Raw genomic sequence first — 16,689 nt, forward strand, 5'->3', positions numbered from 1 at the left:
CTTACCTAACAACCCTTGCCCTGTCGCATCACCATAGGAGACCTTTCCGTGCCCCGAAGAATGAAAATCGCCGCGATCGTAGCGACGACTCTCACCGCCGCCCTGCTGCTGGCCGGATGCAGCACCGCTGCCTCCGACTCGTCGACCGACTCCGCGTCGACCGGCGGAGCAACCATCGAGCACGCGTTCGGTGAGACCACCGTGCCGGCCAACCCGAAGAACGTCGTGACGCTCGGTTGGGGCAGCACTGACGCATCCATCGCTCTCGGCGTGATCCCTGTCGCCATCCCGTTCGACTCGTACGCGGGCGACAAAGACGGCGTACTGCCCTGGGTCAAAGACGCGATCGACAAGGATGGCGCCGCGATGCCGACGATCCTTCCCGAATCGCCCGACGAGCCTCCCTACGAGGCCATCGCTGCCGCCGACCCCGACGTGATTCTGGCTGTCTACTCGGGCATCACCGACGAGCAGTACAAGAAGCTGTCCGAGATCGCGCCGACCGTCGCGTACCCCGACCAGGCGTGGAGCACACCGTGGCGTGACGTCGTGACCACCGTGGGCACCGCCCTCGGCAAGAGCGACGAGGCCAAGACGGTTCTGTCCGACATCGACGCGCAGATCGCCCAGAAGGCGGCTGAGCACCCCGAGTTCAAGGGCAAGACTCTCGCCGCCGTGGCAGACAGCTCGGGCACCTTCTACGTCTACAAGAAGAACGATCCGCGGGTGGGCTTCATGTTCGACCTCGGCTTCACGAACGCCCCGGCCGTCGACGACCTGTCGAACGGCGATGGCACGTTCTTCTACACGCTGAGCTACGAGCAGCTCGACAAGCTGCAGGCCGACGTCGTGCTGAACTACGCGACCACTCAGCCCGAGGCCGACACGTTCATCAGCTCGCCGCAGACGTCGGTCATTCCGGCCGTCGCGGCCGGGCACGCCGCTCAGCTCGTGGGAGCGCAGAACATCTCTGCCGTCTCGCCGCCCACCGCGCTGTCGCTCCCGTGGGGCCTCGACAACCTCGTCGACACCCTCGCGGCAGCAGCGAAGTAGGCGCCTGCTGCGCTGATCGAGTAGGTCGCTCAGCGACCATATCGAGATCCGGTGACGTGGTCTCGATACGCCGCCTCGTGCCTCGTGCGGCTACTCGATCAGCGAGGCAAGCGGTCTACTCGACCGGCGAAGGGCGCAGCGGTGCGAACGGCCCGCGCAACGCTGCCCACTGCAGCAGCATGATCGTCTTCGCGTCGATGATGTCGCCGCCGATGCGGTCGAGCGCCTCGTCGAAGTCGATCTCGAGCAGCTCGATCTCCTCGCCTTCGTCGGCAAGCCCGCCGCCGGCATCCGCTCGTGTGTCGGGCGAGTAGGGCGCGGCGAAGAAGAAGAGCTTCTCGGTCACCGAGCCGGGGCTCATGTACGCCTCGAATACGGGGCTGACCTCGCCGATCTCGTGGCCGGTCTCCTCGCGCGCCTCGCGCCGGATGGCGGTGAGCGCGTCGTCGTCGTCGAGCAGGCCCGCCGCCGCTTCGATGAGATTGCCATCCGGATGCCCGTTCACGTAGGCCGGGTAGCGGAACTGGCGGGTGAGCAGCACCGTGCGCTTCTCGACGGAGTAGAGCAGGATCGTCGCTCCGTTGCCCCGGTCGTAGGTCTCGCGGTGCTGCGTCTCCCAGACTCCGTCTGCTCGCTGATACTCGAGCGTGTTGGCACGGAACACGTGCCAGTTCGACGAGAGCAGTCGCACATCGGTGACGCGGACGCGGGGGTTGCCCGTCAGTTCACGACCGGTCTGGTCGAGGCCGGTGCGGCCCCGGGCATCCGGAACGTCGACGCCGGGAATCGCCGCGGGCTGCGGTGCGGTGGCCGGCGTGCCGGCATCCATCGCCATCTGCCCGCCGATCAGCGGAAGTTGATGAACTGCAGGGCCACGTCGAGGTCGGCGCCCTTCAGCAGCGCCATGGTGGCCTGCAGGTCGTCGCGGCTCTTCGACGAGACACGCAGCTCGTCACCCTGGATCTGGCTCTTGACGCCCTTGGGAGCCTCGTCGCGAATGAGCTTCGAGATCTTCTTGGCGGCGTCTTGCTCGATGCCGTTCTTCATGGATGCCTCGAGCCGGTATTCCTTGCCCGATGCGTAGGGCTCGCCCACGTCGAGGCTGCGCAGCGATATGCCGCGCTTGATGAGCTTGGCCTCGAACACCTCGAGGATCGCCTTCACGCGCTCGGCGGAGTTGGCCTTCATCAGAACCTTCTCGCCGCTCCACTCGATAGAGGCGCCGATGTTCTTGAAGTCGTAGCGCTGCTCCACCTCTTTGTGCGCCTGATTGAGGGCGTTGTCCGCCTCCATCTTGTCGACCTTGCTGACTACGTCGAAGCTTGAATCTGCCATGCGCCCCAGTTTAGCTTCGCGGCGTGTCAGACCCCATCCGTACACTGGTGCGAGTGCGTCGCTCCCTTGTTCTTGCCCCGGTTCTCGTCGTCGCGTTCGCCCTCGTCGGCTGCACGACCACACCCGAGCCCAGCGAGCCCGAGGTGGCCGAGGCTCCGACCATGTCTCCGCTCGAGCCCGCGCTGAACCCGATCGTCGATCCCTGGGCGGGGCTGCCGACTCTCATCGACGCCGACTGGGCGGCTCGCGCGGCAGCCGCCACGGGCATCCCTGATCGCGCCATGCTGGCGTACGGAGGCGCTGCCGTCTACGCGGCCAACCAGAACCCGAGCTGCAACCTCGGGTGGAACACGTTGGCCGGCATCGGCGAGATGGAGAGCCATCACGGCACCATCGACGGCTCGTCGATCGGAGCAGACGGCCTCGTCACCCCGCCGATTCTCGGCATCGCGCTCGACGGGGCGACGACGAACGCTATTCCCGACAGCGACCAGGGCGCCATCGACGGCGACGCCGAATGGGATCGCGCGGTCGGTCCGCTGCAGTTCATCCCAGACAGCTGGCGCAACTGGGGCGCAGACGGTTCGGGTGACGGCAAGGTCGATCCGCAGAACTTCGACGACGCCGTTCTGGCTACCGCCAACTACCTGTGCCACGCCGGCGGCGACCTCTCGGTGCCCGACAACTGGCGCATGGCCATCGCGGCATACAACGATGCGGCCCCCTACGCGGTGGGCGTCTCGGAGTACGCCATCCGCTATTCGAACGACCTCGCGACGGGCTGATTTCGCCGACGGCGTGAAGGCGGGTAATGTGTACACGCGCCTTCGGTTGTGTGTTTCACGTGGTCGGGTGCGCCCTGGCAAGTTACCCAAGCGGCCAAAGGGATCTGACTGTAAATCAGCCGTCTTAGACTTCGGGGGTTCGAATCCCTCACTTGCCACCAGAGAAGCCCTGCGCATCGTGTGATGTGCGGGGCTTTCTTCGTTGCTGGGCGCCAGCACGCCGTTCGCGCCGCCATGATTATGACCGCTTATCTCCATTTGTGCGGTTGAACGTCGACGGAATTTAGGTGGACGGGCACGCTTGCAGCCGAGCGGCCGCGTGCTGAGCGATGGGTGCCCGCGATTGTTGGCAAACTGGTCGCGTGAACTCACTTGTGCCGGAAGCGCCTCGCGCGCAGAAGATCATGTCGTCTGACGGGCTGCAGCTGGCCACCTACGAGTTCGGCGATGCCGATGCGCCGACCGTTCTCGCGGTGCACGGGTTCGCGTCGAGCGCGCTCGTCAACTGGCACGCGACGGGGTGGACCCGCGACCTCACGCGAGCGGGCTATCGGGTGATCGCCCTCGACCAACGTGGGCACGGCGAAAGCGACAAGCCCCATGACCCCGCCGCCTATTCGATGGAACAGCTCGTCGCCGACCTGATCGTCGTGATGGACACCTATCTGATCGACGAGGCGGTCTACGCGGGCTACTCGCTCGGTGCGCGGGTCGGTTGGCAGGCCGCGCTCGATCTGCCCGGTCGCATCACTCGCGCGGTCCTCGGTGGAATCCCTGACGGCCAACCGCTCACGCGACTGCGCACCGACGAGGCCAGGGCGTTCATCGAGACCGGCGCCGAGGTCGAGGACCGGATCACCCGCGCCTATGTGACGATGGCCTCGGCCATCCCGGGCAACGATCTCGAGGCCCTGATGAGCCTTGTCGACGGCATGCGCGACGGCATCCAGCCCGACCCATCGAATCCGCCCCTGCAGCCCATTCTGTTTGCGACGGGCAGCGACGACTCGATCCTCGAGCGCTCGCGCTCGCTCGCGGAGGCGACACCGAACGGGGTCTTCTACGAGATCCCGGGACGCAACCACTTCAATGCGCCCACGTCGCGCCACTTCCGCACAGCGGCGATCGAGTTCCTGCGCGCCTGAGATCCCAATGGGGCGATGAGCGTCAGGCGCCGTCGTCGAGACCGAGTCGATGAGCGAGGTCTGATGCTTCTGCGCGGTCGTGAACGCCGAGTTTGCGATAGAGATTGCGAACCGTCGACTTCAGAGTGTTGACCGTGATGAAGAGCGCCTCGGCCATCTCGTTGTTCGACATTCCAGTGGCGAGGAGCGCGAGTACCTGGCGTTCTCGCCTCGACAGAGATGGAACGGCGGGGCGCGGGTCGTCGGTGCTCTCGTGCAGGAACTGCAACACGGCGGAATCCACCGGTAGCTGAGCGGCCTCGGCCAGCTCTTGGAGGGCGCGCGCGTCGATGGTGGCGAAGACCATCGAGAGCCCCTCGTGCTGAATCAGGTCGTGCGCCCGTCGAAACGCGTCTACGGCCGGCTCTCGTCGGCCGAGGCGCAGGTCGCTTGCGGCGGCGATGAGCAGCACCGCGGCATGCAGGCGAGGAGGCAGCTCGTCTTTCGGCAGTCGGGAGACGACGGTCTGAGCTTCGGCGAATTTGCCCTGTCGGTAGGCCCTCTCCGCGGCGATCGCCGTGGGGATCCGGTCGTCGCCGCCGCCCGGATTCTGCAGAGTTCCGCGTCTCACCCTCAGGGTCCAGCGGGCGAGCGCAACCTGCCGTCGGTGTGCACCCGGTTCGACGGCTCTCGATACGTGACGCCGTGTCTCGCGCGTCATCAGTGTCTCGGTGATGATGATCTCCTCCGGAGAGGTGCTCAGGAGTGCGTGCAGCCAGAGCGATGCGGCCCAGTACTCGCCGGCGACGAACTTATCGGCCGCCGCGAGATACCGCCGGGCCTTCTCAGTGTCGAGACCGTCGACGGCGATCAACGCCTCGGTCAGGAGCAGGGGGACGTCGTAGCGATCGATTGCGACGTCGAATCCGGTCGCATGATCCAGCCAGTCACGCGCGTCGTGGATGCGCCCCTGCTCCGCGTGCATCCAGGCCAGCGAGGCGGCTGCCCGGCGCGCGACCCGGGCTTGACCGGTCGCCACGGCCGCCGCGCAGGTCTGCTCGTATTCGAGCGCGGCGAGGGGGCTGTCGCCCATGTTGAGCGCCTGGGCCCAGTGGATCGTGAGGTGAGGCAGCGCCATGCGCAGGTCGGCGATCTCGTCTGCGTCGGCCGTGTTGAGAACGCGACGAGCCTCGATGGCGTCGGCCACGGCATCCGCGATTCGGCCGGCCGAGCGATGCGCGGCCACCGTGCTCGTGATGCCGAAGAGCCGGTCTCGCAGGGGTAGATCGGGCGACGGCGTGTCTGCGGCGGGGTTGAATCGGCGACGAAAGGCGTGTGGTGCGGCTCCCGACGCGATGTAGCGGAGGTAATCGACCTCGATGAGTCGGGAAGGTGTCTCGATGAACCCTTCCGAGGGCAGGGCGGTGAAAGCGTCGAGAAGTACCTGCGGCTCCGACAGAGCGAAGTGATCCCAGTGGCTCTCGATGACGTGCGCTGCGGAACGCCATCCCTGTGAATCGAGCTCTGCCCGAAAGCGTGCCAAGAACGCGGCTGCGGCTTCGCTGTAGGGCTGGCCCCTGTCTGTCGTCATCGTCTACATTCCCCGGTCGATTCGCGAAGTGTGAGGGCGGAGCAAAGCTCGATGCCACCCGTGAAATGGCGAAGGAGATAAGGCGTGGGTGCCCGAATACTTCTCACCAATTGGAGAGACGCTCGACATCGACACTTATGACGCGGCTTTGTGCGAGTCGATTTCTCACTGGTCGCTACGGTCGATTCCCATGAGCTGCGCGGCGTCGGATGCTCTTCGCCGATCGTGCACATCGAGCTTTCGGTAGACCTTTCGCAGGGTGGACTTGAGTGTGTTTGTCGTGATGAAGAGGCGCTCGGCGATTTCTGCATTCGACAGCTCCGTGCCGAGGAGGCGCAGCACCTGGCGCTCCCGGCGACTGAGAGAAGGTATCGGCTGACCCGCGGTTCTGTGCGGGTGCAGGACGTCGACGACGACGGGTCGCAGCTCTCGCCCGCTCAGAGAAGCCAGCTCGCGGAGGTCGGTGCTGTCGATCACCGAGAAGACGAGCAGCAGGTTCTCGTGTTCCGCGAGTGCGTGGGCCTGACGGAAAGCCTCGATGCCCGACTGCGTGCGGTCGAGGCGAAATCGGCTCGCGGCCGTGAGGAGAAGCCCCGCCGCTCTGAACCGCGGGGCCGTGCTCTCGGTGAGAAGGGGCGCACAACGGCGCAGAGCCTCGTCGAACGAACCCTGCCGGTACGCCATCTCCGAATCGATCATATCTCGAGCAGCACTGGGCTCTCCGGATGATCTCGGCCCGCTCACCGACTGAGCGCCGGGTCGGTTCAACGCCCACCTAGCGAGGTCGAGATGGCGGAGATGGGCGCCGCCGTTCGCCACGACATCGGGGTGCCGGAGTACCTCGTCGGCCAGGTCGTGCTCGACGTGGGCGATCTCGTGAGGCGTGCAGCAGAGGAGCGATCGAACCCACAGGAGGGCGGCCCAGTAGTCGTCTGCCGCACACTGCTGCGCCATCGCCAGCTGCGCGCGCGCCTCGTCGCAGTCGAGCGCGTCGACCGCCAGCAAAGCGGCGGCCAGATAGAGGGGCATGTCGTGCGCCTCGGCCGGCAGATCGATGCGCTTACCCCGGTCGAGCCAGTTGCCTGCCTCGTGCGTGTGACCCTGCTCCGCGTACATCCAGGCGAGGGATGCCGCCGCACGGCGGGCTACGTCGGGCTGATCGAAGAGGAGAGCGGTTTCAAAGGTGTCTTCGTAGAGTTCGATGGCGGCGGGATGGTCTCCGACCTCCATCGCTCTGGACCACTGGATCGTGAGATGCGGCAGCGTCGATTTCAACGGAGCGAGTTCGTCGCTCTCTGCGGAGCGCAGCGCGTGATGCGCTTCGGCGGCACCCGCGACCGCCTCGGGCAGGCGTCCCTCTGTGCGCGACGAGACGATCCGGCCGGTGGCGGCGATCAGATGCGCTTTCAGGCCGACCCCGCGGCTCTGCACGGCACGAGCCGGAGCGGCGGGGTTAATCAGGCGTGGGGCCTCGCCCGCAACCGCATGCCGGAGACGGTCGACCCCGATGAGCCAGGTCGGGTTCTCGATGAAGGCTTCGGAGGGCAACATCTTGATGGCGTCGAGCAGAACGTCGGGCTCGACGAGGGCGAACTCATGCCAGTGCTGTTCGATCAGGGGCTGAGCCTCGCGCCATCCTCGCGTGCGGAGGGCGGACGCGAACAGGCTTGTGAAGCGCGCGGCGCGCTCCGATTCTTCTGCTCCGACTGATCTGCCGATCGGAGTCATGGGCACCTTTCTCTCGCGGTGTACGTCACGTCGTCAGTGCTTTCCATCACATGTTGGCTAAAACACGCAGCTCTGACGCTTAAAGCGTGATGATCCTAACCGGCCTAGCTATGCGTACGTGCCCTGGCCACGTGGAGGTGTGGATAAAGCGATGCGGGAAGCGCTGTGACAGGCTGGATGCCATGACCATCGCTGCCAATAAGGACCTGCTCGACATCGCCCGCCGGATCGGCCTCGAAGCGGGCGCGCTCGCCGCCCGACGGCGCGCCGAGGGCGTGGAGGTAGCGGCGACGAAGTCCTCCATCGTCGATGTCGTCACCCTCGCCGACCGCGAGGTCGAAAGCTACATCCGGGGTGCGATCGCCGACGTGCGGCCGGAAGACGGTTTCCTGGGGGAGGAATCCACGGGCTCGACCGGCCGCTCGGGCCTGACCTGGATCGTCGACCCCATCGACGGCACGGTGAACTATCTCTACGGCATCCCGCAGTACGCGGTGAGCATCGCCGTCGTCGAGGGAGGCGCCGACCCGCAGCAGTGGAACGCGCTCGCGGGCTGCGTCGTGAGCCCGGCCACAGGCGAAGTCTTCACGGCGACACAGGGAGGCGGCGCCTACCTCGGCGCGCAGCAGCTTCAGGTCAACTCCGATGTCTCGCTCGAGCAGGCGCTCCTCAGCACGGGCTTCTCGTACAGCGCCGAGACGCGGATGCGGCAGGGGCAGGTTTTGGCAGGCATCCTCGGCCGGGTGCGAGACATCAGACGGGCCGGCTCCGCGGCTCTCGACCTCTGCTGGGTGGCGGCGGGGCGACTCGACGCCTATGCCGAGCGAGGTCTGAACCCCTGGGATCACGCGGCGGGAGCGCTCGTCGTGCGAGAGGCCGGAGGTCGAGTCGGCGGCTTCGATGGCGATGCCGAAAGCGCCCGGTTCCTGCTGGCGGCCGACGAAGCGCTGGCCGTCGAACTCGAGCCGATCCTTCGTGACCTCTACGCATCCGCCGGTCTCATCTGAGGGTTCGGCGCCGCCAATGTGCGCCGAAAGTCGTCGCTTTGCGGAAATTTTCAGACTCGGCGGTTACCCTCGACAGTCGCGTCTTCGGCTGGAATGACTTTTAGAAGACGCCTTTCGCTCTAAAACCGAACTGATATTGGAACTACTGCACCTTGGCTCGTCACAACCCTCGTCCAGATGACCTCTCGTCTGCGACCGACGGTGCGACACCCACGACCGACGCAGCGCCGCTTACTCGCAGGTCGAGAAGGCAGACGGCCGCGGCAGTGATTCCGGATGCGCAAGGCACCGCGGCTCCTCAGACTCGCAGAGCGGCCAGAGCCGCCGGGGTCGCCGCTCCCGTCATCCTCACCGAAGCGCAGGAGCGCGAGGCGGAGCGAGCCGCATTCGAGAACACCGTTCGCCCGCGCGGACGCCGTGCTGCCGCCTCGACCGAAGAACTGTCCTCCGCAGCTGCGTTCGCCACGACCGAGCCCGAATTCGTGGCGACCGGTGTGGCGGAGCCGACGACTCCCGTCTCTGCCGTCGATGTCACCGTCACCGAGTCGGCCGTCCCGTCAGACGCTCCTGCCGACGTGAGCGTTCCCGTCGTGAAGGATTCCGCAGCCACTCTCGGCACCGCTCCCGCCGACGTTCTCGGCGAGGTCGTGCCCCCTTCATCGGTTCGAGTGCCAGGCCGACGCGCGGTGTCCGACTCGTCAGACGACGAGAACACCCCGCCGCGCGTCAAAGCCGGACGCCGAGCGGCCAGTACGTCCTCCGAGCGGTCTCGCGTGAGTTTGCCGAAATCAGCCGCAGACGCATCCGGCAACGGATCGGGCGAGGCAGCGATACCGCAGCAGCGCCGCCGCCGCCCGTCGACCAAGATGATCGCGAAGAAGAGCTTCGGCATGTTCGCTTTTCTCGTCGCCGGCGGAATAGCGGTGGCCACGTCGCTTCCTGCGGAAGCGTATTTCGCTGCGACGCCGAACGCGTCGATCTCGCAGAGCGTGCAGGTACAGGCTGATCAGAACACGGGAGGCGATAGAGCGAAGCAGCAGGCCAGAGCGGCCAGCGAAGCGTCCGCGGCGAGTGTCGATCGCGACTCGTACACGATCACGACCGTGCCCAAGGTGTCGATGACCGGGTTCAACACGGCCGACACGTTCTCGAACGACACGAGTGGCACGATCCAGTGGCCCTTCCCGACCGGCGTGCCCATCAGCGACGGTTTCGGCTATCGCTCGTCGCCCGGTGGAATCGGAAGCACGAACCACCAGGGCATCGACTTCAATCCCGGAATGGGCGCGCCTATTCAGGTGATCGCCGACGGCACCGTGCGTCTCGCGCAGAAGAGCGACGCCGGCGGCTACGGCTGCTACGTGATCGTCGACCACAACGTCAACGGCATGAAGTTCGCGAGCCTCTACGGCCACATGCAGTGCAACTCGGTCGCCATGAGCAAGGGCGAAGACGTGAAAGTCGGCCAGCAGGTCGGCAACGTGGGCAGCACCGGAACCTCGACGGGCGCGCACCTGCACTTCGAGATCCACAACGCGAGCGACACCCCGATCGATCCGATGCCCTGGCTCAACCAGTACGCCAACTAGCTGCCGCTGCGCTGGTCGAGTAGCTCGCCCCGCGACCGGATGTGCGGCGCTGGTCGAGTAGGTCGCCCCGCGACCGTATCGAGACCACGTGAGCTGATCTAGATACGCCGGCTCGTTCCTCGCGCGACTACTCGATCAACGCAGAGCGGACGCTCGCGCGACTACTCGATCAACGCAAGGCCCCCAGCTCAGTTCGCGAGCCAGACCGTGGTGTCGATCGCGAGCACGCCTTCGGTGACAGCCTCGGAGGCGAGCAGCACGTCTCCGGCCGTCGAGGGCAGCTCGACCGGCACGGAGCCGATGTTCGAGATAACGGTGACGGCACCGTTCGAGAACGCGATCACGTCGTCGTCATAGCCCGGAAGCCATTCGATCGAACCCATTCCTAGCTGGTGCTGCGCGCGCAGCGACAGGGCGAGCTTGTAGAGCTCGAGTGTCGACCCGGCCGCACCCGTCTGGCGATCGCGGGAGTAGACATCCCAATCGCTCGGCTGGGGCAGCCAACTGGCGGCCGTCGGACCGAAGCCATAGCTCGGCTGGCCGGCCTCCCAGGGAATGGGCACGCGGCATCCATCGCGCCCGTAGCGCTCGCCCTTGGTGCGGAACCACGTCGGGTCCTGGCGGGCGTCGTCGGGCAGATGGATGGCCTCCGGCAGACCGAGTTCTTCGCCCTGATAGATGTACGAGCTGCCCGGGAGGGCGAGCATCAGCGCAGTAGCGGCGCGGGCGCGGCGCAGCCCGAGCGCGGTGTCGGGCAGGCCCGGAGTCTTGGGCCCGATTCCGTCGCCCTGCAGGTTGTCGGCGCCGAGAGCCAGGCGGCTCGCGTGACGCACGACGTCGTGGTTCGACAGCACCCACGTCGAGGGAGCGCCGACCGTGCCGAAAGCGTGGATCGAGGTGTCGATCACCTTTCGCAGCTCCGGTGCGCTCCACGCGGCTTCGAGGTAGGTGAAGTTGAAGGCCTGCTGCATCTCGTCGGGACGCACCCAGCGGGCGAGCTTCGTGAGCGGCTCGACCCAGGCCTCGGCGCAGAGCACTCGATCGCCCTCGTACTCGTCGAGCACCTCGTGCCACGAGCGGTAGATCTCGTGCACTCCGTCTTGCGCCCAGTAGGGAGGGGTGGGCGGGTCGTCGGCGTCGATCCCGGGCTCGAGAGGCGTCACTCCGCCGCCCATGCTGCCGGCGTCTGCGGGAGGCGTGTAGTCGGGAAGCCCGGCCTCTTTGATCAAGCCGTGCGCGACATCCACCCGGAAGCCGTCGACGCCGCGGTCGAGCCAGAAGCGCAGCACGCCGATCATCTGCTCGCGAACCCACGGGTTCTGCCAGTTGAGGTCGGGCTGGCTGACGTCGAAGATGTGCAGGTACCACTCGCCGGGCGTGCCGTCGGGGTTGGTCGTGCGCTCCCACATGGGCCCGCCGAAGACCGACTGCCAGTTGTTGGGCGCGATCTCGCCGTTCTCGCCGAGGCCGTCGCGGAACATGTACCGGTCGCGCTCCGGGCTGCCCTCCGGGGCGGCGAGAGCGGCCTTGAACCACTCGTGATCCCACGAGGTGTGGTTGGGAACGAGGTCGACGATGACCTTGAGGCCCAGGGCATGCGCCTTGGCCAGCATGATGTCGAAGTCGGCGAGAGTGCCGAAGAGCGGATCGACGTCGACATAGTTCGCCACGTCGTATCCGGCATCGTGCTGGGGTGAGGTGTAGAAGGGCGAGAGCCAGATCGCGTCGACTCCGAGGGTGGCGAGTGAGTCGAGGCGGCTGGTGATTCCGGGCAGGTCGCCGATGCCGTCGCCGTCGCTGTCGGCGAACGACCGCGGATAGATCTGGTAGATCACTGCTGAGCGCCACCACTCGGAGCCAGTGCCGATCGCGATCAGGCTGCTCTGCGAGTCGGATTCGGGCGCGCCGGAGGTGTCGGTGAGTTCGACTGTCATGCGCAACACTCTAGCCTCGAATCGTTTCGACCCTAGACAACGGTTCAGGCTGGCCTGATTGTGATGCTATTCTCTACAGGTGCCAAAACGCACGACTTATCAGTCGTGCGCAGGTTACGCCCCCTTAGCTCATTGGTAGAGCACTTCCTTGGTAAGGAAGAGGTAGTGGGTCCGATTCCCACAGGGGGCTCCGTCCTCCACAGGCGGCAGCGCGAGCTGCCAGCCGAACGGACGGCGCCCGGCGGGGTAGCTCAGGTGGTTAGAGCACACGGCTCATAATCGTGGTGTCGCGGGTTCGAGTCCCGCTCCCGCTACGAAAGCCCCCAAGATCTCGCCATCTTGGGGGCTTTTTTCTGTGCGCCGTTGGGGGCAAGGTGTTGTCATGTCCATCGAGGTGCGTCCCGCCACGTCGTTCGCCGATGTCGCATCGGTGCTTGGGCCCAAGCGCGCCGACGCGACGGTCTGCTGGTGCCTGAGCTATCGCATCCCGTCGTCTCAGAACAACCAGCTCAGATCGACCGACCGCGGCGAACTGGTCAAGACTCTCGTGAAGCAGCAGCCGCCACCGGGTGTTCTGGCCTATGACGATGGAGAGGTTGTCGGCTGGGCCGGCGTGCACCCCCGATCCGACACGACCTTCGCACGCAATCGCAAGATCCCGCACCTCGACGATCTCGACGTGTGGTCGGTGTGGTGCATCAGGGTGCGGCCCGGGCACCGAGGGAAGGGGCTGTCGCATGCGCTTCTTGAGGGCGCGGTGGCTTTCGCCAGGGATCACGGTGCTCCGGCGGTGGAGGGATATCCGGTCGACAACAGGGGTGAGAAAGTCGATCTCACGATGGCGTACGTTGGCACGAGAACACTCTTCGAGAACGCCGGCTTCGAGAAGGCGAGCGACACCGATTCGGTGCTGAACGGATTTCCGCGGGTGCTTATGAGACTCGACCTCCGCTGAGCGGCTGAGCGGGAGGCCGCCGACACCTCAGTCGACTGGCAGCGTGAGCACGAAGACGGCGCCGGTCTGATCGCCCGACGGGTCGACGCAGACGACGTCGCCGCCGTGCGCTCGGGCGATCCCTCGGGCGATGGGCAGGCCGAGGCCCGCGCCGCCGCCGGAGGCGTTCCTCGCCGAGTCGAGCCGCACAAGGCGATCGAAGATGCGCGATCGATCCTGCGGCGGCACGCCGGGCCCCCGATCGCGCACCTCCACTCGAACGGCGTGCTCGGCCTGGCTGATCGCCACGGTCACGGGCCCGGCTCCGCCGGTCATTTGTGCCGCGTTGTCGACGAGGTTGGCGATCACCTGGCTGAGCCGCTCCGCGTCGCCGTCGAGCAGTCCCGCATCGAGGTCGCTGCGATCGTCGGTGCAGATCAGCTCGAGGGCCGGTCGCCGGATGCGCTGGCGCTCGGCCTCGCGCGCGACGACCTCCGCGATATCGAGGGGAGCCCTGCGCAGGTCGAGCCCTTGGTCGACCCTGGCCATCATGAGCATGTCGTCGATGAGGCGAGAGGCCCTGGCGGCCTCGCGCACGACGTGACTTGCGAGCCTCTCGCGCTCGGCGCGATCAACGGATGCTCGCACCAGGGTGTCCGCCGCCGCCCGCATTCCCGACACGGGGGTGCGCAGTTCGTGCGCGGCATCGCTCACGAATGAGCGCACCCTCTGCTCAGCCTCCCGGGCGAGCCTCTCGGAGTCGACCGCCGCTCGCTCGGCTCCCTCGACCCCGTCGAGCATCTCGTCGAAGGCGATGGCCACCCGCCCGATCTCCGTTCGGGGCCTCGTCGGTCGAAGGCGTCTGCCGCGATCTCCCCGAGCGATGTCGCGGGCCACCGCGGTCATCGATTCGAGCGGGTGCAGGGCCCCGCGCACGACCACCGTCAGTGCCGCCGCCGCTAGCAGGAGGAAGACGGCCGAGGCACCGAGCATGATCCAGAGCAGCTGCTGCAGCGTCTGATCGACGCCGCCCGCTCCGACGCTGAGTGTGAGCACGGTGTCGTCGCTCAGTGTCGACTCGAGGGTCACGATCTGCGGATCGGACGTGGTGACGACCGACGAGGCGATGGTCCTTCCCGACGTCGAGCCCATCTGCGAATCCGCGTCGGTGCCCGACCCGGTCGCCGAGGCGTTCCCGTCGCCGGCTCCGGGGCGGCCCTCCTCGAGACCGGGCGCTCCGAGCGGGCCGAGACCGGCGGCATCCGGCCCTTGCCGTAGTTGTTCGGGGGTCGGGCCGGCCACGACCGAGCCGCCGTCGGGGCTCTCGATGAGCACCGAGAGGCCCTGCGCCGAGAGTCGGCTCGCGAGGTCGTCGTTCGAGACGGTGCCGACGAGCGCGGCGGCGGCCGACGCCCGGTCCTGGAGCCGTTCCTCGAGCTGTGTGCGCAGGCGCTCGCCGAGAACGAACTGCACGGTGAAGCACAGGGCGAGCAGAAGTACGGTCAGCAGGGCGAGGACCGACAGCACGGTTCGGGTACGCAGCGACCCGGTTCGCAGCCCGCCTCCGCCGACGGTGTCGGGTCCGGATGGGCCGGTCATGTGCTCAGCCGGTAGCCGATGCCGCGCACGGTGTGGATCAGACGCGGCCCGTTCGCCTCCATCTTGCGGCGCAGCGAGCTGAGGTGCACCTCGACGACGTTCGCATCGATGTCGTCGTAGCCCCACACCTGGGTGAGGATCTGGCCCTTCGACAGCGTGCGACCCCTGCTCTGCGCGAGAAAGCTCAACAGGCGGAACTCCGTGGCCGTCAGCGCCAGGGGAGTGTCGCCCCGTGCCGCGCGGGCCCCCTCGACGTCGACCATCAGATCGTCGATCTCGATGACCGACGGCAGGCGTCCGCGGCGGCGGAGAACGGCACTGACTCGCGCCACGAGCTCGGCCATCGAGAACGGCTTGACGAGGTAGTCGTCGATTCCCGCGGCGAAGCCGCGCAGGCGGTCGTCGACCTCGTCGCGCGCGGTGAGCATCATCACGGCGCAGTCGCTGCGGGCCCGAAGCTGCGCCGCGAGGGTGAGGCCGTTCGGGCCGGGCAGCATCCAGTCGAGGATCGCGATGTCGGGAACGAAGGAGGCGACATCGTCGTCGAGGGCCGTGCCGTCTTCGCGCGCGGACACGACGAAGCCCTCGGCGCCCAGGGCGGTGGCGACGGAGGTGCGGATGGTCTCGTCGTCTTCGACGAGCAGGATTCTGGCCGAGGAGATCATTCGAGGAACCTACGACAGTTTCCGAACACGATTCTATGGGCCGGCTGATAAAGCCCTGAGCTTAACGGAAGCTTCAGATTCGCTCGCAACTGTGGATGAGGTCAGGACGCCGCGTTCTGACCGGCGCATCGAATCGCGCCGAATCTGAAAGGAACGACCCCGTGTCAGAACTCAACCTCTTTACCGGTCCCGGATCGTCGAACGATCCCTCCGCTCCGCCGGCCCGCCGATCCTTCCGCACGCGTATCGCCGTCGGCGTCGCATGCGGCGTGATCGGACTCGGAATCGTGGGGACGACGGCCGCCTTCGCCGCTCAGGGCGGCGAGCCGACCCCGCTGCCCACTTCGTCGATCTCGCCCACTCCGGGCTCGACCGATGGCCCCGCGCCGGTCAAGCCCGACGACGGAACGACGCCGCAAACCCCGCCCGCTCCGGGCGCCGGCGGGGTGTGTGCGCCGGGTGGTCCCGGTGCTCCTGCGGGGCCGGCCGACGGTGCGGTTCCGCCGGCACCGCCCGCCCCGGCCGACGGGACGGCCCCGCCCGCCCCGGCCGACGGCGGAGCGGCTTCCACCCCTCCCTCGGACGCACCCGCGCCCCCGACTGAGGAGCCCGCACCGGCTCCCACCGGAACCGCTCCCGCCTCCTGACCCGTCAACGCACCAGAGCGAGCAGGGCAGCGGTTACTCTCAAGGTGTGGACACCTCGACAGCGCACCCGGAGCGCGAGCGGATTCTGAACGTGCCGAACACGATCACGTTCGCTCGTCTCATCCTGTTCATGCCCCTGTTCGTTCTGCTCGTTCTGGTGTGGCACGAGAACTTCTGGGCGTTCATCGTTCTCGTGGCCCTGGGAGCAACCGACTGGATCGACGGTTTCGCCGCACGCAAGCTCGGCCAGGTGACTCACTTCGGGGCGGTGCTCGACCCCGTGGCCGACCGGGCAAGCCAGGTGGTCGTGTGCGTGACGCTGGTCATCAGCGGCATCCTTCCGCTCTGGATCCTCATCGCCATCGCCGCGACAGACCTGATCCTGGGCCTGATCATCCTCGCCTACAAGCGCCAGGGATCGATGTCGATCACCTACATCTCGAAGATCCGCACGACCTTCCTGATGCTCGGGTTGCCGCTGCTTCTGCTCGCCCACTCCGACTTCGCCGGCCACGAGGTGTTGGCCGTCGTCGCCTTCTACGGCGTGGTCATCGGATGCCTGCTGCACGTCTTCGTCGGCGCCCAGTATGCGGTGATCGTCATCCGCGAGGGCCGCGCACATCGGCGCCCACTCGGCGCATCCGCTGCTGGTCGTCCAGACGCTGATGAACCGAACCGGCGCGGATAGCGGCAGCTCA

General features: G+C 66.9%; 15 protein-coding genes and 3 tRNA genes. 11 read left to right on the forward strand and 7 right to left on the reverse strand.

Annotated elements, in window-relative coordinates; translation table 11 throughout:
* Nucleotides 1-60: 60 nt before the first annotated feature.
* A complete protein-coding gene (locus CCK87_RS00390) occupies nucleotides 61-1,053 on the forward strand; it encodes an iron-siderophore ABC transporter substrate-binding protein (RefSeq protein WP_170927085.1) in 993 nt (330 codons plus the stop codon).
* 115 nt (nucleotides 1,054-1,168) lie between these two features.
* On the opposite strand, the gene CCK87_RS00395 is transcribed toward CCK87_RS00390, so the two are convergent.
* Together CCK87_RS00395 and CCK87_RS00400 are read right to left on the reverse strand one after the other, a co-directional pair.
* Nucleotides 1,169-1,888, reverse strand: coding sequence for an NUDIX domain-containing protein (locus CCK87_RS00395; protein WP_249273643.1), 720 nt, complete (start codon nucleotides 1,886-1,888; stop codon nucleotides 1,169-1,171).
* An 11-nt stretch (nucleotides 1,889-1,899) separates the two neighbouring features.
* Nucleotides 1,900-2,388, reverse strand: coding sequence for a YajQ family cyclic di-GMP-binding protein (locus tag CCK87_RS00400; RefSeq protein WP_086459553.1), 489 nt, complete (start codon nucleotides 2,386-2,388; stop codon nucleotides 1,900-1,902).
* Nucleotides 2,389-2,411: 23 nt separating this feature from the next.
* Between CCK87_RS00400 and CCK87_RS00405 the strand changes: the two genes are divergently transcribed.
* From CCK87_RS00405 to CCK87_RS00415, 3 genes are all read left to right on the forward strand, one after another.
* A complete protein-coding gene (locus CCK87_RS00405; RefSeq protein ID WP_086459554.1) occupies nucleotides 2,412-3,173 on the forward strand; it encodes a lytic murein transglycosylase in 762 nt (253 codons plus the stop codon).
* 76 nt (nucleotides 3,174-3,249) lie between these two features.
* Nucleotides 3,250-3,334: transfer RNA gene (locus tag CCK87_RS00410), tRNA-Tyr, on the forward strand.
* Between the two features lie 243 nt (nucleotides 3,335-3,577).
* Nucleotides 3,578-4,318, forward strand: coding sequence for an alpha/beta fold hydrolase (locus tag CCK87_RS00415; protein ID WP_249273712.1), 741 nt, complete (start codon nucleotides 3,578-3,580; stop codon nucleotides 4,316-4,318).
* 22 nt (nucleotides 4,319-4,340) lie between these two features.
* Here the strand turns inward: CCK87_RS00415 and CCK87_RS00420 are convergent, their stop codons facing one another.
* Together CCK87_RS00420 and CCK87_RS18480 are read right to left on the reverse strand one after the other, a co-directional pair.
* Nucleotides 4,341-5,888, reverse strand: a complete 1,548-nt coding sequence (locus tag CCK87_RS00420; RefSeq protein ID WP_086459556.1) for a LuxR C-terminal-related transcriptional regulator — start codon at nucleotides 5,886-5,888, stop codon at nucleotides 4,341-4,343.
* A gap of 165 nt (nucleotides 5,889-6,053) precedes the next feature.
* Nucleotides 6,054-7,616 (reverse strand): LuxR family transcriptional regulator, encoded by a 1,563-nt coding sequence (locus CCK87_RS18480; RefSeq protein ID WP_086459557.1) that lies wholly within the window; start codon nucleotides 7,614-7,616, stop codon nucleotides 6,054-6,056.
* A gap of 182 nt (nucleotides 7,617-7,798) precedes the next feature.
* Between CCK87_RS18480 and CCK87_RS00430 the strand changes: the two genes are divergently transcribed.
* Nucleotides 7,799-8,623 (forward strand): inositol monophosphatase family protein, encoded by an 825-nt coding sequence (locus CCK87_RS00430; RefSeq protein WP_086459558.1) that lies wholly within the window; start codon nucleotides 7,799-7,801, stop codon nucleotides 8,621-8,623.
* A gap of 152 nt (nucleotides 8,624-8,775) precedes the next feature.
* Nucleotides 8,776-10,212: a peptidoglycan DD-metalloendopeptidase family protein gene (locus CCK87_RS00435; RefSeq protein WP_140162731.1), complete on the forward strand. Its 1,437-nt coding sequence runs from the start codon at nucleotides 8,776-8,778 to the stop codon at nucleotides 10,210-10,212.
* Between the two features lie 188 nt (nucleotides 10,213-10,400).
* Here the strand turns inward: CCK87_RS00435 and CCK87_RS00440 are convergent, their stop codons facing one another.
* A complete protein-coding gene (locus CCK87_RS00440) occupies nucleotides 10,401-12,146 on the reverse strand; it encodes a glycoside hydrolase family 13 protein (protein WP_086459560.1) in 1,746 nt (581 codons plus the stop codon).
* A gap of 118 nt (nucleotides 12,147-12,264) precedes the next feature.
* On the opposite strand from CCK87_RS00440, the gene CCK87_RS00445 reads away from it, so the two are divergent.
* The 3 genes from CCK87_RS00445 to CCK87_RS00455 all read left to right on the forward strand — a co-directional run bounded on the left by CCK87_RS00445 (nucleotide 12,265) and on the right by CCK87_RS00455 (nucleotide 13,101).
* A tRNA-Thr gene (locus CCK87_RS00445) sits at nucleotides 12,265-12,336 on the forward strand.
* A gap of 50 nt (nucleotides 12,337-12,386) precedes the next feature.
* Nucleotides 12,387-12,460: transfer RNA gene (locus CCK87_RS00450), tRNA-Met, on the forward strand.
* A gap of 68 nt (nucleotides 12,461-12,528) precedes the next feature.
* Nucleotides 12,529-13,101: a GNAT family N-acetyltransferase gene (locus CCK87_RS00455; RefSeq protein WP_086459561.1), complete on the forward strand. Its 573-nt coding sequence runs from the start codon at nucleotides 12,529-12,531 to the stop codon at nucleotides 13,099-13,101.
* Nucleotides 13,102-13,128: 27 nt separating this feature from the next.
* Here CCK87_RS00455 and CCK87_RS00460 read toward each other — a convergent pair whose 3' ends face one another.
* Nucleotides 13,129-14,679: a HAMP domain-containing sensor histidine kinase gene (locus CCK87_RS00460; RefSeq protein WP_086459562.1), complete on the reverse strand. Its 1,551-nt coding sequence runs from the start codon at nucleotides 14,677-14,679 to the stop codon at nucleotides 13,129-13,131.
* On the reverse strand, nucleotides 14,676-15,344 hold the full coding sequence (locus CCK87_RS00465; RefSeq protein ID WP_086459563.1) for a response regulator transcription factor: 669 nt from the start codon (nucleotides 15,342-15,344) through the stop codon (nucleotides 14,676-14,678). Before CCK87_RS00465 ends, CCK87_RS00460 begins: the two co-directional genes overlap by 4 nt.
* 161 nt (nucleotides 15,345-15,505) lie before the next feature.
* On the opposite strand from CCK87_RS00465, the gene CCK87_RS00470 reads away from it, so the two are divergent.
* Nucleotides 15,506-15,991, forward strand: a complete 486-nt coding sequence (locus CCK87_RS00470) for a hypothetical protein (RefSeq protein WP_086459564.1) — start codon at nucleotides 15,506-15,508, stop codon at nucleotides 15,989-15,991.
* Nucleotides 15,992-16,037: 46 nt separating this feature from the next.
* A complete protein-coding gene (locus tag CCK87_RS00475) occupies nucleotides 16,038-16,679 on the forward strand; it encodes a CDP-alcohol phosphatidyltransferase family protein (protein ID WP_086459565.1) in 642 nt (213 codons plus the stop codon).
* Nucleotides 16,680-16,689: the final 10 nt, after the last annotated feature.

Source organism: Agreia sp. VKM Ac-1783, from assembly GCF_900177765.1.
Lineage (GTDB): Bacteria > Actinomycetota > Actinomycetes > Actinomycetales > Microbacteriaceae > Agreia.

Excerpts from the sequence above, each read along its gene's own strand:
- CCK87_RS00390 (WP_170927085.1), top strand. The coding sequence starts at position 61 with ATGAAAATCGCCGCGATCGTAGCGACGACTCTCACCGCCGCCCTGCTG.
- CCK87_RS00395 (WP_249273643.1), bottom strand. The coding sequence starts at position 1,888 with ATGGCGATGGATGCCGGCACGCCGGCCACCGCACCGCAGCCCGCGGCG.
- CCK87_RS00400 (WP_086459553.1), bottom strand. The coding sequence starts at position 2,388 with ATGGCAGATTCAAGCTTCGACGTAGTCAGCAAGGTCGACAAGATGGAG.
- CCK87_RS00415 (WP_249273712.1), top strand. The coding sequence starts at position 3,578 with ATGTCGTCTGACGGGCTGCAGCTGGCCACCTACGAGTTCGGCGATGCC.
- CCK87_RS00420 (WP_086459556.1), bottom strand. The coding sequence starts at position 5,888 with ATGACGACAGACAGGGGCCAGCCCTACAGCGAAGCCGCAGCCGCGTTC.
- CCK87_RS18480 (WP_086459557.1), bottom strand. The coding sequence starts at position 7,616 with ATGACTCCGATCGGCAGATCAGTCGGAGCAGAAGAATCGGAGCGCGCC.
- CCK87_RS00430 (WP_086459558.1), top strand. The coding sequence starts at position 7,799 with ATGACCATCGCTGCCAATAAGGACCTGCTCGACATCGCCCGCCGGATC.
- CCK87_RS00440 (WP_086459560.1), bottom strand. The coding sequence starts at position 12,146 with ATGACAGTCGAACTCACCGACACCTCCGGCGCGCCCGAATCCGACTCG.
- CCK87_RS00455 (WP_086459561.1), top strand. The coding sequence starts at position 12,529 with ATGTCCATCGAGGTGCGTCCCGCCACGTCGTTCGCCGATGTCGCATCG.
- CCK87_RS00460 (WP_086459562.1), bottom strand. The coding sequence starts at position 14,679 with ATGACCGGCCCATCCGGACCCGACACCGTCGGCGGAGGCGGGCTGCGA.
- CCK87_RS00465 (WP_086459563.1), bottom strand. The coding sequence starts at position 15,344 with ATGATCTCCTCGGCCAGAATCCTGCTCGTCGAAGACGACGAGACCATC.